The organism is Candidatus Clostridium helianthi (assembly GCF_045310795.1).
Classification (GTDB): Bacteria; Bacillota; Clostridia; order Clostridiales; family Clostridiaceae; genus Clostridium; species Clostridium helianthi.
This window is the reverse complement of record NZ_JBJIAB010000005.1, coordinates 141,038-157,721: the sequence shown is the minus strand read 5'-3', so window position 1 is coordinate 157,721 and position 16,684 is coordinate 141,038. Positions and strand designations below refer to the sequence as shown.

15 protein-coding genes are annotated in these 16,684 nt (G+C 28.4%); 9 read left to right on the top strand and 6 right to left on the bottom strand.

Translation table 11 applies throughout. The annotated features are described in order from the left end of the window. Positions 1–56: 56 nt before the first annotated feature. Entirely contained in the window at positions 57–1,934 is a 1,878-nt protein-coding gene (locus ACJDTP_RS06240; protein WP_406760770.1) for a sensor histidine kinase, read from the bottom strand. Positions 1,935–2,386: 452 nt separating this feature from the next. On the opposite strand from ACJDTP_RS06240, the gene ACJDTP_RS06235 reads away from it, so the two are divergent. Together ACJDTP_RS06235 and ACJDTP_RS06230 are read left to right on the top strand one after the other, a co-directional pair. Further along, positions 2,387–3,289 carry an HD domain-containing protein gene (locus ACJDTP_RS06235; protein ID WP_406760769.1) on the top strand — a complete coding sequence of 301 codons (903 nt, stop codon included), beginning with the start codon at positions 2,387–2,389 and terminating at the stop codon, positions 3,287–3,289. A gap of 26 nt (positions 3,290–3,315) precedes the next feature. Beyond that, complete coding sequence (locus ACJDTP_RS06230) at positions 3,316–3,603, top strand: DUF503 domain-containing protein (RefSeq protein ID WP_406760768.1); 288 nt, start codon at positions 3,316–3,318, stop codon at positions 3,601–3,603. Between the two features lie 186 nt (positions 3,604–3,789). Here ACJDTP_RS06230 and ACJDTP_RS06225 read toward each other — a convergent pair whose 3' ends face one another. Continuing rightward, complete coding sequence (locus tag ACJDTP_RS06225) at positions 3,790–4,818, bottom strand: 3-deoxy-7-phosphoheptulonate synthase (protein ID WP_406760767.1); 1,029 nt, start codon at positions 4,816–4,818, stop codon at positions 3,790–3,792. 507 nt (positions 4,819–5,325) lie between these two features. On the opposite strand from ACJDTP_RS06225, the gene ACJDTP_RS06220 reads away from it, so the two are divergent. Further along, positions 5,326–6,243, top strand: a complete 918-nt coding sequence (locus ACJDTP_RS06220) for a cytochrome b5 domain-containing protein (protein WP_406760766.1) — start codon at positions 5,326–5,328, stop codon at positions 6,241–6,243. A gap of 105 nt (positions 6,244–6,348) precedes the next feature. Here ACJDTP_RS06220 and ACJDTP_RS06215 read toward each other — a convergent pair whose 3' ends face one another. After that, positions 6,349–6,894: a nucleotidyltransferase family protein gene (locus tag ACJDTP_RS06215; protein ID WP_406760765.1), complete on the bottom strand. Its 546-nt coding sequence runs from the start codon at positions 6,892–6,894 to the stop codon at positions 6,349–6,351. A 350-nt stretch (positions 6,895–7,244) separates the two neighbouring features. On the opposite strand from ACJDTP_RS06215, the gene ACJDTP_RS06210 reads away from it, so the two are divergent. Together ACJDTP_RS06210 and ACJDTP_RS06205 are read left to right on the top strand one after the other, a co-directional pair. Beyond that, positions 7,245–7,802 carry an NUDIX hydrolase gene (locus ACJDTP_RS06210; protein ID WP_406760764.1) on the top strand — a complete coding sequence of 186 codons (558 nt, stop codon included), beginning with the start codon at positions 7,245–7,247 and terminating at the stop codon, positions 7,800–7,802. Between the two features lie 173 nt (positions 7,803–7,975). Further along, positions 7,976–8,503, top strand: a complete 528-nt coding sequence (locus ACJDTP_RS06205) for a 2'-5' RNA ligase family protein (RefSeq protein ID WP_078115603.1) — start codon at positions 7,976–7,978, stop codon at positions 8,501–8,503. 105 nt (positions 8,504–8,608) lie between these two features. Here ACJDTP_RS06205 and ACJDTP_RS06200 read toward each other — a convergent pair whose 3' ends face one another. Then, positions 8,609–9,385 (bottom strand): YibE/F family protein, encoded by a 777-nt coding sequence (locus ACJDTP_RS06200; RefSeq protein ID WP_406760763.1) that lies wholly within the window; start codon positions 9,383–9,385, stop codon positions 8,609–8,611. 4 nt (positions 9,386–9,389) lie between these two features. Next, positions 9,390–10,550 carry a YibE/F family protein gene (locus ACJDTP_RS06195; protein ID WP_406760762.1) on the bottom strand — a complete coding sequence of 387 codons (1,161 nt, stop codon included), beginning with the start codon at positions 10,548–10,550 and terminating at the stop codon, positions 9,390–9,392. 297 nt (positions 10,551–10,847) lie between these two features. Between ACJDTP_RS06195 and ACJDTP_RS06190 the strand changes: the two genes are divergently transcribed. The 3 genes from ACJDTP_RS06190 (at position 10,848) to ACJDTP_RS06180 (ending at position 15,167) form a co-directional block, all read left to right on the top strand. Continuing rightward, positions 10,848–11,870: a hypothetical protein gene (locus ACJDTP_RS06190; protein ID WP_406760761.1), complete on the top strand. Its 1,023-nt coding sequence runs from the start codon at positions 10,848–10,850 to the stop codon at positions 11,868–11,870. A 702-nt stretch (positions 11,871–12,572) separates the two neighbouring features. After that, positions 12,573–13,568: an ornithine carbamoyltransferase gene (argF, locus tag ACJDTP_RS06185; protein ID WP_406760760.1), complete on the top strand. Its 996-nt coding sequence runs from the start codon at positions 12,573–12,575 to the stop codon at positions 13,566–13,568. Positions 13,569–13,796: 228 nt separating this feature from the next. After that, positions 13,797–15,167 (top strand): MATE family efflux transporter, encoded by a 1,371-nt coding sequence (locus ACJDTP_RS06180; RefSeq protein WP_406760759.1) that lies wholly within the window; start codon positions 13,797–13,799, stop codon positions 15,165–15,167. Positions 15,168–15,292: 125 nt separating this feature from the next. Here ACJDTP_RS06180 and ACJDTP_RS06175 read toward each other — a convergent pair whose 3' ends face one another. After that, positions 15,293–15,571: a GNAT family N-acetyltransferase gene (locus ACJDTP_RS06175; protein ID WP_077843637.1), complete on the bottom strand. Its 279-nt coding sequence runs from the start codon at positions 15,569–15,571 to the stop codon at positions 15,293–15,295. A 624-nt stretch (positions 15,572–16,195) separates the two neighbouring features. Here ACJDTP_RS06175 and ACJDTP_RS06170 point away from each other — a divergent pair. Further along, on the top strand, positions 16,196–16,606 hold the full coding sequence (locus ACJDTP_RS06170) for a SoxR reducing system RseC family protein (RefSeq protein ID WP_012058662.1): 411 nt from the start codon (positions 16,196–16,198) through the stop codon (positions 16,604–16,606). Positions 16,607–16,684: the final 78 nt, after the last annotated feature.

Below are 16,684 nucleotides of genomic sequence, written 5' to 3'. Positions count from 1 at the left end.
GCACATAAGGTACTTCAAATATTAATAGCTGCCTTATGTACTGATTTTAAAAATATTTAATCATATATATCAGAAAACTCTATTTTTATTCTTTGAATATTACTTTCTTTTGCTAAATCCTCATCGGAAGTAACATTTTCGCTTTCAGGCAAAATTTTAACAGGAAGCTCTATTATAAACTCACTGCCTTTGCCATATTCGCTATTGATTTTAATTGTACCATTGTGAAGTTCAACAAGAGATTTTACGAGAGAAAGTCCTATGCCACTTCCTTCTCTTTTTCGTGAAAGTGATTTATCTACTTGAACAAATCTCTTGAAAATCGATAATTGTTTATCTTTAGGGATACCAACACCAGTATCTCTTACAGAGACTATAATGCTTGAATCTTTATCTAGTATATTTACGAATATGCTTCCACCAGAAGAAGTAAACTTTATGGCATTTGAAAGAAGATTAAGCATTATTCTTTCAATTTTATCTGCATCGCAAGCCATTATTTTTTCTTCAACGTTTGTATCAAAAATAATGTCTAAACCTTTGTTTTTAGCATAATCAGTTACAGATAAAGTTATATCTTCTATAGTAGATATGATATTTTCATTTTTTAAGCTGAGTTTAAAGTATTCAGCATCAATTTTAGTAATATCTATTAAATTATTTACTAGCCTCAATAATCTATAGCAGTTTTGTTTCATAATATTATAGTATTTGCTTATTTTGTCTTTGCTATCTGTATTAGTTTTGTTTGCTCCAATTAAATTTAGAAGCTGAAGAGTGCTAAGCATTACGTTAAGTGGGGTTCTAAATTCATGAGACAAATTTGCAAAAAATTCTGTTTTAAGTTTATCATATTCTGCTGCTTTATCTAATAATCGGCTTTGCTCTTGAATTTTTAATTTAAGATTTTCAGATTTTTTGTGTTCAGAAATATCTCGAATAACACTTAGTATACATGGATTGCCTTCATATTCAATAGCTCCAGAATATATATTTACTGAAATAATATTACCATCGCATTGAACCATTTTTTCTTCGATTATAGGTACTGATATATTATGCTTAAGCACTTTTTCAAATCTATTAAGTATAATATCGCGATAATCCTTATGAACAATACCAATTTCAAATAAGTCTCTACCTAGAATACTTTTAAAATTATTAATGTTTAGTAATTTTTCCACGCCTCTATTCACAAAAAGTATTTTATAATTTGTGTCTAAAATAAAAACTCCCTCATAAATACTGTCCAATATGTATAAGAGTTGCCCCTTTTTCTTTTCAATTAACTTATAAGTGTCTTTTAGTTTTTTATATTTCTCTTCTCTGAGAATTTTTATATTGCTAATTTTTTTCTTATTTTTTAATTCGAGTTTCCAATCCAGTATAATTTTTTCAATAAACATATGAAAAAAATCTAAACCGACAAAAAAAGAATCGTAAGGTAAATTTAAGTTGTTAGCTAGTATTTGAATTTCTTTTGTGCTGTCCTCATAAATTCCTGTATCTAATAGGAGAAGCTTATTGGGTTTTTTATCTAAAATAAATGAGATATTATCTTTATCCATGTTTTTAAGCCAGCCTGATGTTATTACATATGAATTTGTATTTAAAAGATTATTAACTACATCTTTATTAATAAATAAGTTAAGGCAGTGTTCCATTTTATAGAGTGTGTATTTTTCTTTGTTATTAATAAAGTCTTCTAAGTCAGAGCTGCAACAATTATTCTCAATAATAATAAAAATTTTATTACATCTTTCTTCACATAAATTAACAGCCTCTATTAAACAGTGATTTTTTTGGTTTGTTGCTTTTGAACATGTAGATGCAAATGGTATAATCATAACATTTTTTATATTATAAGTCTTTATTACAAATTCAATCTCTTCAACAAAATTTTCACAAATTACTATACCCAAATTAGTTTTCATGTTATCCTCCCATTTTAGCTAAAAGATTAATTTACCTCATAGCTGATTTTTACTAATAGATCATATATTATTCAATAGTGATTTTGTAAGTAAAAGTGACTATTCCATATGTTTAAATAATTAGCTATGTATATAGGCTTGGCTAAATATATATAAATTTACAATTTATCAGAAATTTGTTTTAACATCAAAAGTTGATTAAACAAATGCATTAATATTATACCCCTTTTTTTTCTAAAATTCTATAAAATTACCCATTTTTACAGTTTATTTGATATTATAAAATGTAGATAGTATGTAGTATTAATAGCAAGCTAAATTTAAAATGAATAGATAAAGCAATGAAAGATGATGCAAATATAATTTTTAATATTATAAAATTACTGTTTTGCATATACTATGTTTAACTTAGAGTTAGTATATAAAATAATCTGATAAAATTGGAGGAAATAATGAATACAAAAGAGAATTTTTTAAGCAATGTTAAAAGCGGTGAAAACATAAAAATATCACTAATGGTCATGAAAATATTATTTAGAGATCCTGCAAAAATAGTCTGCATATTGGCTGATAAAAGTGGGGAAATAAAGTCAAATTTACCCAACAAGAAAGATGATATTACAGATGGAATGGTTTTAGAAGTTGAGGGAATTAAAGATGGAATTCTAGACGTGAAAAAATATGAAATTATTACAAGCTATAGCATTTCAGATTATCTTCCAACAGTAAATAGGCCTATTGATGATATTATGCAGGAAATAGAGCTTTATACAAGTAAGTATATAATTTCAAAAGAGGCTAAAGCCTTAAACGATTATTTCTTTAAAGATGAAGAGTTTCTAGATAAATTTAAAAGAGGTATAGGCGGAGTGTCGATGCATCATAATTACATAGGAGGGCTTGCGGAACATACATTAAATGTTATGCATTTAACTTTAATGCTTTGCGAAAGATATAATTGCAGAAGAACAGAAATTGCCATACTTGCTGCAAAACTGCATGACATAGGGAAGATTTATGAGTTATCTTATGATGGGCCGTTTAAATATACTCTTAGGGGTGAAATGGAAGGGCATATCGTTATTGGTGTTGAAATGATAGATAAGGCTATCATGAAAAATCCTTCATATTATAGTGAAGATTTTATTATGAGAATAAAAGGCTGTGTAGTTCAACATCACGGAAAACTTGAATATGGCTCACCTAGAGAAATGAGAATGGAAGAATCTTTTATAATAAATTATGCAGATTCAATAGATGCAACAATGAATAAAATTTCTCAAATAAAAGATAGAACAGAACCAGGAAGCTGGTCAGAATACGACAGAAGAATTGAAACTAAATTATATTTATAGTTTAAGAAAAGGGACGCGATTATTATATGAATATTTTATTTATGAAAGTAACATTAAGAGCATCGTGGGTTCACTCATTAAAAGAGAAAAGAATGATTGTAAAAAGTATAATACAAAAATTAAAAAATAAGTTTAATATATCTGTATCTGAGGCTTATGAGCAAGATGTTCATAAAACAATAGTTATAGGTATTGCAGGAATATGTTCAAATTCAGCTCAATCTGATTCCACTATGGAGAACATTATAACCTTTATAGAAAATAATACAGATGCAGAAATAATAGATATACAAAGAGAAGATATTAGAATGTAAAGATAGAGACACATAAATATAAGTGTTTGATGGATGTATCATGGAGCAATGATTTTAGATTCTATATATAAAATTACAAATTTAAATCCGATGCTTTTTAATAAATTGTGTAATTAGATCTAAAGAATACCAAGTCAATATGATAAATTTTTCATACTGACTTGGTTATTTAATTAATATATTTTATTAAACTTGTTCTGCAATATAGTAAAGCAATTGCTCAGTAGCATCCCACCCTAAGCAAGGATCAGTAATTGATTTTCCATAAATGTGCTCATCAATTTTTTGACATCCTTCTTCTATGTAACTTTCGATCATAACACCTTTAACTAATTTTTTTAACTCATTGTTATATCCTCTGCTGTAGAGTATTTCTTTAACTATGCGGGGTTGCTCAGCAAATTTCTTCATAGAATTAGCATGATTTGCATCGACAATTACTGCTGGATATGGAAAGTTACATTCTCCATATAGTTCAGAAACTCTCATTAAATCTTCGTAGTGATAATTAGGAATATTATTACCATGCTTATTAACTGAACCACGCATAATTGCATGCGCATAAGGATTACCAGTAGTATTTACTTCATTATGCCTATATAAAAAGTTATGTTTTGCATGAGCTGCTTGGATTGAGTTAAACATTACTGATAAGTCTCCACTTGTTGGATTTTTCATACCAACAGGGACATCAATCCCACTGGCTGTAAGTCTATGCTGTTGATTTTCAACACTTCTTGCTCCAATAGCCACGTAAGTAAGTAAATCATCGCAGTACATATAATTCGAAGGATAAAGCATTTCATCTGCTGGAGTTAAGCCAGATTCTTCTATAGCACGAATAAACATCTTTCTGATTGAAATCAATCCTTCAAGAATATTAGGTGATTTTTCAGGATCTGGTTGATGAAACATTCCTTTATATCCTTCACCAGTAGTTCTAGGCTTATTTGTATAAATTCTAGGAACAATAAAAAGCTTATCCTTAACTTTTTCATTTACTTTTGCAAGTCTGTTAACATAGTCGCAAACAGAATTTTCATCATCTGCCGAGCAAGGTCCTATTATAACTACAAACTTATCACTATTGCCTGAAAATATTTTCTTAATTTCCTCATCTCTTTCTGCTTTAATCCTTTTTAGATTGTCAGCTAGAGGAGTAATTTCTTTTATTTCCTCTGGAGATGGTATTTTTCTTACATTTACAAAACTCATTGTAAAGCCCCCTTGTATAAAATTATATATATCTAAAAATGAATTAAATATGTTGTATACTATAAATAATATAATGCTATATTATTTTTGAAATAAGTATACATCATTTGTAAAAAATTCAAATTTAGTATATCCATATTACTATATAATTGCTAAAAAATCTAGTAAAGTTTAGAATTTTGCAAAAATATTTTGATTTTTTATTCTTTAGGAATTCATATTCCAGTAAAATCTATGGATAATTTAAAAAAGGTTTATTGGATAGTTTTGGTACTTAAAAAAGAATGAAAAAGAAAATCTTATTCGCCTGCATAAAATGTTCTTAATATATCCATAAAAAAATTTACGAAATAGTAATCAAAGTAGATAATATAATCATTTGGTTTATGAACGAAAATGAGATAAATAAATGGAACATTTTTATTATTTATAATCTAAGTACTTTTTAGGAATTTATTTCAAGGAAACAGCATATATTTTATAGGTAAAAATATTTGAGAGGTATTTATGTCTATTTATTTTGATTTAAAAACTATTAATGAACTTACAGGAAGCAATTCGTATAGGCAGCCTAAAGAACTTACATTAGATGATTTATCACAATATGATGGAAGAGGAGGAAAACCTGCGTATGTAGCTATAGAAGGTGTCGTTTATGATGTAAGCAATGAATCAAATTGGAGCGGAGGGACACACTATGGTCTTAATGCAGGTCAAGATTTAACAGACCAATTTAATTCTTGTCATGGAATGATGCAAATTCTTAATAATGCACCTAAAGTTGGTATATTAGTAGATGATAGTAACATGAGTAACATGAATTTTGATATCAATGAAAATATGAAGAGGCAAGTTAAGCAAAATACATCGAATTTTAGACCAGATGATTGGATCAGATATGTTGAGCCAATAGTGAGTTATTCTTTGAGTGACAATAATCAGGGAACTGGATTGCAAGGTGCTGGAGCACGACGCTCATATCAAAAAGCTATTTTACTAGGAGTGCTTGTTGGCTTAGGAAGAACTCCTCAGGAAGCAATTACACAAGTTCAACAGTGGCAGAATACAGGAGCAACTACTTTATTAGGAGGACCAAGTACCGGAGGAACAACAAGCGGTGGTACAGGAACTGGAGGGACAACAGGCGGTGGCGCAGGAACCGGAGGAACAACAGGCGGTGGCGCAGGAACCGGAGGAACAACAGGCAGTGGCATAGGAACCGGAGGAACAACAGGCGGTGGCATAGGAACCGGAGGAACAACAAGCGGTGGCATGGGAACCGGAGGAACAACAGGCGGTGGCATGGGAACCGGAGGAACAACAGGCGGTGGCATGGGAACCGGAGGAACAACAGGCGGCGGCGCAGGAACTGGAGGCACCACTAGAGGTGAATCAATAGTAAGAAATAGACTTTTTTTTGATTAGATTAAATATTAAAAGCATAAAGGATGTGATATTATTCATATCCTTTTTGAGTATAAATATAAGTTTGCTTAGTATATTAATTTACAATATAGATTTTACTTATGATTAAACTAACATTCTTTCAATTTTGTTGATTAATTCCATAGGTAAATCACCTCTTAATGATCTTTCTAGCAAATTTGGATTTTCTATGTTATTTGTTAATAGAAATTTTTCTATTAGCGCTGCTTCTTTTTTTCTGTTAGGATCTAATTGATAGAGTACATACCAATCTTCCAAGGACATTAAAGGAATATCTATCCCATTAATTTTTGTTGATTTTGAGATTGAATCAGAATGAAAAATATATTTGAACGTACCATCTCTATGATTAATCTTTAATCCAGCTATAATATTAACCTCAGAGCCTTCTATAATAGATTTATGAAAGTATTTTGGTGAATATAATTTACTTTCTTTGATTGCTATTTCATTGCTCATATCGTTAAACATTTCATCAATTTTTCTAATATCGTTTATATCAATAAAAATATATATATCATTTAGGCTATCTAAAAGTCCAAAGTGACTTAGTAAGACTGATCCTCCTACACCCCAAACGATATTTAAATTATTAAGCTTATTTCCTATATAACTCAAAGCTTTAAGCATTTTTTTCACCTCTTGAATTTATATTAATATAGATTATTGATGTTAATAATATTATTAATATTTAAAAAAAATTTATTCATTAGAGCACAAAATATAAATAATGACCTATTTAGGGGAATAAGTCATTATTTACACCTTTGTTAGCATTTATATAATTATTAATTATGGGGAGAAATAATAATAATTAAATTACTATCTCAAATATAATATATATCATTATTGTGTCAATAGTATGTCAAATATGAAATAATACCCAGTTTTGAAACCTACTAAGTATTAACTTGAAACACTTCAAATATATGGTATAGTAGTTTATAGAATATATAAAATTAGTGAGAGTGAGATAAATTATGGAGTGGATTGATGCAGTAAAGGATTATAATCCTTGTAATGAGCAGGAAATGAAGGATAAGGAAATTATATTAAAGTATTCTAGCATATTTGATGATATTTTAACTAGAGATAATGAAATTATACATATGACAAGTTCAGCATTTGTGATTAATAAAGCTAGAAGCAAGGTTTTAATGGTTCATCATAATATATATAATTCATGGGCATGGACTGGTGGCCATGCTGATGGAGAAAAAGATTTATTGTCTGTTGCTATTAAAGAAGCAGGAGAGGAGACGGGGGTAAAAAATTTAATACCTGTTAATAATGAAATAGCCTCAATAGATATTTTACCTGTCTTTGGACATGTAAAAAAAGGAATATTTGTTTCTCCGCATTTACATGCTTCTCTAGCATATATTATTGAAGCTGATGAAACTGAGAAGCTTATTGTTAAGCCAGATGAAAATAGTGCTGTTAAATGGATACATATTGATGAAATAAATTTATTTTCTAATGAACAACACATGAAAAAAGTTTATGATAAAATAGTTTTTAAGATAAAGAATTTATAGTTATTGAGATATGCATGGAAATGCCTTCGGCACATAAATTTGATAGGATAATAATAACGATAAATATTTACATAATATTTTATTGTAATGAAAAAATAGAATTGTGAATGAGAATTTGATTATAAGCTATAAACTTAATTACAGTAAGTTTGATTATGTAAGGAGAAATAGATATGAGATATGTAATAGTTTCTGTAGTACACGGTGAAGCAGGAGATTTTAATAATAATTTAAGAAAAGAACTTTTTAGAAATTTTAAAGCAAAATCATCTAAACTTCCTGCACATTTTACAATTAAGGCACCTTTTGAATATGATGATGGAATTGCAGATTTAAATAATGCTCTCGATGAATTTATTAAAGTGGAAAAAGCAGAGCCATTTACAATTGATGGATATGATCATTTTAATGATAGGGTAATTTTTATGAAGGTAAATATGTCTAAGGAGGCAAAAGAAGTTCATGATAGACTAATCGATAAAATGAATGAGATACCATATATTAAATTTGATAAAAAAGATGGCAAAAATAAAACTTTCCATGTGACCTTGGCATCAAAGAATTTAAAATTTATTTATGATAAAGTTTGGGATTACATTCATCGATATAATTGCGAGTTTAAGTGTAGCTTCGATAATATAACTATTTATAAATGGGAAGAAGGAACTTGGAAATTATATAAGGAATTTAGATTAAGTTAATTTAACTACAATTGAAGGATATAGAGATAAAAAACTATTTTGTTGTTTAACTATTTAAAAGGATAGATAGACAACAAAATAGTTTTTTATTTTTTAAAATAATATTTATACGGTCATATTTTTCGTTGAGTGCATGTTTAAAACTAAAAGTCTTGAAGATATTAATGCAGTGATAGGAATGATAAGAATAATACCTATGCCACAGCTTAAAACTTGAAATACTTCAGAGCAAAAAACTTTTTCATTTATAATAGTAGAGATAGGGTAATTAAGTTCATTAAAATATATTATTAATGTCATAAATCCGCTTATGTATGCAAAGAGAAGGGTATTAGTCATAGTTCCTAAGATATCTTTGCCAATATTCATTCCAGATTTAAATAAGCTATTCTTACTTGACATAGGATCATTCTTATAAATTTCATTCATTGATGATGATATTGATATAGATACATCTATAATTGCTCCCAATAATCCAATTAGAATTTCACATATTACAATTTTTGAAAAGTTCAATTGAACATATAGAGATAGGAATGCAACAGTTTCTGCCTGTTCATTGCTAAAACCTTGTATTTGAGCATTCATACTCATATTATATGTTATAAACATAACTAGGAAAATAACTATTATAACAGATAATAAAGAAGAAAATGTTTTTTTATTAAATCCGTTAATAAAAAATAAGCTAAAAAAGCTAATGAAAATTGCACAAACAAAAGTAACTTTAATAGGATCAATTTTTGCACCAATTAGAATAAGCATAAAGAAAAAAGTAAAGAAATTTAAGATTAAAGTAAAAAATGATTTAATTCCTCTTGTGCCTCCAACAATTGTCATAAGGATAAATAAAATAATTAATAATATTAGTATTATATTCATAATCTTAAGCTTCTCCAATCTTATGTTTTTTTAGAATAGCAATAGATGTAAAAATTGTTATCGGAATACTTAAAACTATTCCGATGCTTCCAATAAGCGCTCTCATAAATTCTAGAGAAAGATTTATATTTATAATATAAGTTATAGGTAACCCGTTTCTAAGCAAAAGTAATATTATTGGCATACTACCACTTAGATAAGCAAAAACTAATGTATTTGACATTGTTCCCATAATGTCTTGTCCAATTTCTCGAGCAGATTTAATTATGGACTTACTATCAATATTAGGAGTTTTATCATAAAGCTCATCTATGGCAGAAGATATAGAAATTGCAATATCCATTACTCCACCTAGTGTACCTATAATAAGTTCAATGAAAAATATCTTTTCTGGAGGATGAGTTAGAAACTCCATTTCTTCAAAGTGAATTCCACTCCAATTATTTAACTTTATTACAATACCAGCTATTAGCATTGATGTTAAAGTACCTGCTAAAGTTCCAATTATAGCGGAAGCTGTTTTTTTATTTTTTCCTGATACTATAAATAAGGAAGCAATTATAAAAAGTATACTTCCTATTATAGAAAGTATGGCTAAATCATAGCCTTTGGAAAATAGACCAATTATTGAAAATACAATTAAAATATTAACAACAACGCTTACTAAAGATTTAAAACCTTTTATTCCTCCAACGAGCAATGTCAAAGCTATAAAAATGTTTATCATATAAATAACATATTTGTCCCTCTTTAGATCGAGAATTTTTGCAGAAGTTATTTCTTTATTATCGTTACTTTGCAGAGATATAAAAACTTCATCATTTACTTTTAAATCTAAGTCATTAACTTGAGAAAATGATGTTGTATTGTTAAGTTCAATGGAATTTCCTTTAAACTTACCATTCATAATAATAGCTTCAATTTTTTGATTTTTCATAGGTTCTATTTTTCCACTAGAATTTTCTTCTTTGGATTCATTTTCGGTTATTGATGTTATTTTAGCTATTGGATTTCCATATAAATTTTCATTAGTAGAAATAAAAAACAAACTAGCTAAAGATACAACAATTAAAATTAATATAATTAAAACAGTCTTTTTATCAGGTTGTTTACCTATATTTGCATCTAATTTAAATAAGTACTTATTTAATAAATTCTTAGCCATACACCTGTAGCTCCCTTACAATACATAATTATAACAAATTGTAAATTTACATTCTAAAAAATTATACTCTTATAAAGTTGTGTAATCAATCATATTATGATCAAAAAATATAAAGTTATTAATTATTTGATTTTACATAATAAGATAAGGAATTATGGAATTTTTTTATTCTTGTAACATTTTTGACTAAATTCTGTGACAAAACTGTAAAAATTATCTTATATAATTTAAGAAAACATAAGTTAATACAAAAATAATTGGACTATAGAATAACATATTTGAAAGGATGTAATTTAAATGAAAAATAAAAGTATTAAGAGTAAAGTTATGACAGGCGTTATTTTAGCGAGTATGGTAATATCTGCAAGTACAGGAGTATTTGCAGCAGATTCTTTAAATGTTTCAAACAATAAGTCAGCAGTTCAACATCAAGGTAGAGAGAATGGTTTCCAAACAAAATTAGATTCTTTAGTAGCAGCAGGATCTATAACTTCAGATCAAGAAACTGCTATAAAAGAAGCACTAATGCCACAAGGTGGATTTAAAAATGGAGTATATAAGGATTTCTTTAAAACTAAATTATCAGATTTAGTGACAGCTGGAACAATAACAGCAGATGAACAGACAGCGATAGAAACAGCACTTGAAAATACTAAGGGAAACTTTAAAACAGTTTTAGATAATCTAGTAACAAATGGCACACTAACTTCAGACAAAGAGACAGCAATAGAAAATGCATTAAAGCCAGAAGCTAGAAATGGAGGACATAAAGATTTCTTTAAGACTAAGCTATCAGATTTAGTGACAGCTGGAACAATAACAGCAGATGAACAGGCGGCGATAGAAACAGCGCTTGAAAATACTAAAGGAAACTTTAAAACAGTTTTAGATAATCTAGTAACAAATGGCACACTAACTTCAGACAAAGAAACAGCAATAGAAAATGCATTAAAGCCAGAAGCTAAAAATGGAGGACATAAAGATTTCTTTAAGACTAAACTATCAGATTTGGTAACATCTGGAGTGATAACAGCAGATGATCAGACAGCAATAGAAACAGCATTTAAAGATGCAAAAGGAAATTTCAAAACAGTTTTAGATAATTTGGTAACAGCTGGAACATTAACTTCAGACAAAGAAACAGCAATAGAGAATGCGTTAAAGCCACAAGTAAAGCAATTAGGAGAAAAAGATAAATCTAAAGGAATTGAAAAATATAAAGAGATGATAAAGACTAAATTAGATGGATTAGTGACAGCAGGAACAATAACAACTGATCAAGAAACAACTATAATAGAAGCGCTTACACCTTCTAAATAAAGTTGAATTAATATTAATATGTTATAATAGTGAACAAATATCGTATACGGTTATAAAAAATAATAATTAAAGAAGGGAGTATCGCAAAATGGTTATATTTTAATCATGAACGATGCTCCTTTTCGTTCACGACTTGACTTGTTAGAATCCTAAATGAAAAAGTGTTATTTAAATATGGAGTATAAATAAATAGTATTAAAATATTGAATAATAATACTACTTATTGTATAATTATTCGTATAATAAAAAATATATGGATTAAATAAAAAATTATTACGTAAATTTAAGTTATATATTGTTTATACATAGATAAACAATTTAAGAATTAGACTTATTAGATGAACATATTTACAAAGTTGCTAAAACTCTAAGCTCATATCTTCACAAGAAATCATAAATATATTTGTGAAGAAAACATTTGAAAATGAGCTGTTAAAGGTTCTTAGCTGTAGGTTGTTCCATTTTAGCTTGTCAAACTGAAAGTTGGAGCATGCTAAAGTGGATACAACCTGCTGTTTAGAACCTTCAGCGATATTTTCATAGCTTTTCGGAATCAAAATATTTATGATTTCGGTAAGTTATCACATAAGTCTAGTTTTAAAGTTGGACATCTATATTATGTATAAACTTATTTACAGTATATATACTAAATAAAATGGATTTTTTATTTATAAAAATATTATAAATAGAAGGAGAATGAGCATGGCAGTAAATTTAAGGGGAAGAAGTTTTTTAAAGTTATTAGATTTTAAACCAGAAGAGATTAGATATTTGTTAGATTTGTCTAAGGAATTAAAAACATTAAAAAGAACTGGAATTTTACATGATAAGCTGAAAGGTAAGAACATAGTATTATTATTTGAGAAGACATCTACAAGAACAAGATGTTCATTTGAAGTGGCTGGAAGAGATTTAGGTATGGGGGTTACATACCTAGATTCAGCAGGATCTCAAATGGGAAAAAAAGAAAGTATTGCAGATACAGCAAGAGTTCTTGGGAGAATGTATGATGGAATAGAGTATAGAGGTTTTAGTCAGGAAATAGTTGAAGAATTGGCTAAGTATGCAGGAGTTCCAGTATGGAATGGATTAACTGATGAATTTCATCCAACTCAAATGATTGCAGACCTTCTAACAATAGAAGAAAAACTTGGAAGATTAAAAGGCGTTAATTTTGTATATATGGGTGATGCAAGAAATAATATGGGAAACTCTCTCATGGTAGCTTGTGCAAAGATGGGCTTAAATTTCACTGCTTGTGCACCTAAAGAGTTATTTCCATCAGAAAAGTTAGTGGAAAAATGCAAGGAAATAGCTCAGGAAGTTGGAGGTACGATAACTTTAACAGAAGATGTTAATAAAGGAACTAAAAATGCAGATGTGATCTATACTGATGTATGGGTATCAATGGGTGAACCAGATGAAGTTTGGGAGAGCAGACTAAAATTGTTGAGCCCATATCAAGTAAACAAGGATGTTATGAATAATGCAAATGAAAACGCAATATTTATGCATTGTTTACCGGCTTACCATGATTTAAAAACTAAAGTGGGAAAAGATGTAGGAGAAAAATTTGGCATGACTGCATTGGAAGTTACGGATGAAGTATTCGAAGGAAAACAATCTGTAGTATTTGACGAAGCAGAAAATAGAATGCATTCTATAAAAGCGATAATGTTAGCAACAATTGGTGCATAAATTATCCAGATTTAATGAGAAGTAGAAGACCTTTTTCATAAGAAAAATGATAATGTATTATTTTTCTTATGGGAAAGGTTTTTTGTTTTTTATCGTATTAAAAGTTATGATTAAATTTGGTAAAAATCACAAAGAATGATGTACTCTCTTTTTTTCATATTAGAATATGAGATAATAGATAAATGGAATGATTAATGTAATTATTTGACGTAAGGGGGAAATGGCAAAATGGGTTGTAAGATAAAAGATATGACAGAAGGAAAACCTTCAAAGCTTATTTTTATTTTTGCATTACCATTAATATTTGGTAATATATTTCAGCAACTATATACAATCGTGGATACTATAGTTATAGGTAAGTTTATAGGTGTTGAAGCCTTAGCGGCTGTAGGTTCAGGTGCGTGGCTTAATTGGATGGTAATAGATATGATAATTGGTTTTACACAGGGCTTTTCTATACTGATTTCACAATATTTTGGGGAAAATAACATAAAAAAATTGCGTAAAACTGTTACAATGGCTATAATACTTGCAATTATTCTAGGAATTCTTATGACAACAATATCATTACTTGCTGTTAGACCTATATTGATAATGCTAAATACTCCAGAAAATATTATTAACGATTCACTTTCTTTTCTACTAGTTGCTTTTTGTGGAATACCTGCAATTTTAGCATATAATACGTGTTCAGCCATATTAAGAGCTTTAGGAAACAGTCGTACACCACTTATTGCTATGGTTATAGCATCAGCAATTAATGTATTATTAGATATTTTGTTTGTAGTTGTATTCAAGTGGGGAATTAAGGGACCTGCTATAGCAACTGTAATAGCACAAATATTTTCGGTTTTATATTGTGTAAATAGTGTGCGGAAGTTATCAATACTAAAAATTACTGCTGAAGAATTTAAAATCGATATGTTTATGATAAGAAAATTAATTTTTTTAGGTACTCCAATATCATTTCAAAATGGAATTATAGGATTTGGTGGTCTTGTTGTTCAATACGTTATAAACGGTTTTGGATTTATATTTGTAGCAGGATTTACAGCGACAAATAAACTTTATGGAATACTGGAATTAGTAGCAGTTGCATTAGGCTATGCAATGTCCACATTCACAGGTCAAAATTTAGGAGCAAAAAGATATGACCGTATACGTAAAGGAATGAATTCAGCTTTAAAAATGACTGTTGGGACGTCCATTGCTCTTTCTCTAATTATATTTTTCTTTGGACGTTATTTTGTAATGATGTTTATATCTGGAAGTCCAGCAGAAGTTGAGTTAGTAACAGATGTGGCACATAAATATTTGAAGGTCATGAGTAGTATGTTATTTATATTATATATGCTTCATATTTATAGGAATGCATTGCAAGGAATGGGCGACACTATTATACCAATGATTTCTGGAATCGTTGAACTCTGCATGCGCATTTCAGTAGCACTCTTTTTGCCATTATTAATAGGAGAAACAGGAATCTATTTTGCAGAAGTGGCTGCTTGGCTTGGAGCTGAATTGATTTTGATGATTGCATATTATATAAGAGTAAAAAAACTCGGGGGTGAAGATTTGGAAAAAAACTTAGAATGTTAAGAAACATACAACTTAATTATAGAAAAATTATGCACCAAATTAGAGAGAGTTTTCTATAGTAACTCTCTCTAATTAATTTTGATCTATTTTTAAATAAGCAAATATACTCATGAAATGTTAAAATTTTATTTGAACCAAACATCTTCATATTCTTTATGCAAAACAAATTCCTCTTCTGCAAACCAACATTGTGGTATTATCTTTTTGTTATGTTGTCTAGCAAAATCCACGACCCTTTTAACTAGTTGCTGACCGATATTTTTTCCTCTAAGTTCTGGTGATACAAAAGTATGATCAAGTATAATGTTATTTTCTCCACTATCTATATATGTTACTACAGCTTTTATATTATCTTCGTCATCTCCGATATAAAATTTATGATTACCTTCCTTAATCTCAACCAAAATAATTCTCCTTTCTATTTCTAAGTAAAGTTAAAATTTATTTATTAAAACTATTATACTTTAATAGTTTATCCAAAAGCTAAAAATAATCTACAAAATTTAAAACATTAAAGATTTTATTTAGCATCTATATGACAACTCAATTAATTAATAGAGAAACTCAGAATACATATTTCAAATTAAAAAGTGAATTTTATTATTTAGTAAAAATGTATTAAATGTAAAACTATGTTAAAAAAATATCAATCATATGCCTAAAATTTAATAAAGACATTGAAGTTAAATGTGTATTTCTTACACAGTAAAGATAGTCAATTGCTAATTAATGTTTAAGTAATAACTTATTTAAACATTAATCAGCAATTTGAATGTTAAAGAATTAACGGCTTAAAAATGTTAATTTAAAAACTATTCTTTAAATTAAAAATATAAAGGTTTATAATAAAACAAATACCAAATAATTCATTAATTAATAAGGTATTACATTTTATGTATTATATTGAATGTTATGAAAACGTATATTTGTGAGGTGATCTATTTATGCTATATTTTTTAACTGGATGAAAGTTAATAGAAACGTATTCGTGTAATAAGTTATAAGCAATTTTAAGGAGTTTGATAACGATGAAAACAGAACAAGGCCTAGTAATTGAGGTGGTTGGAAATTCCGCAAGAATTAAAGTTGGCAGACATAGTGATTGCAAAAACTGTGGTGCTTGCCCGGGAAGCGAAAGCCTAATCTTAGAAGCGAATAATAAAATAGGAGCAAAGCCAGGGCAAAGAGTGATTCTTGAAATAAAAGAAACCAATGTTCTGAGAGCAGCTTTTATTGTATTTATTCTGCCGTTAATTGCTTTATTTATTGGTGTGATGTTAGGAGGTTTTATAGGTCAATATATAGGAGTTAATAAATTTATGTTCCAAGTGATTGGTGGGGTAGTTATATTTGCTTTATCTATCGTTATTGTAAAACATTTCGATAAGGCAAGTGCTGCAAATGAAAAGTCCAAGCCAGTAATTATTCGCATTTTATGATAGATTTATTTCTCGATATTTAAATAAAAAATTGATGAACTATTATTTATTCAAGTATATATTACTTATATTGTAAAT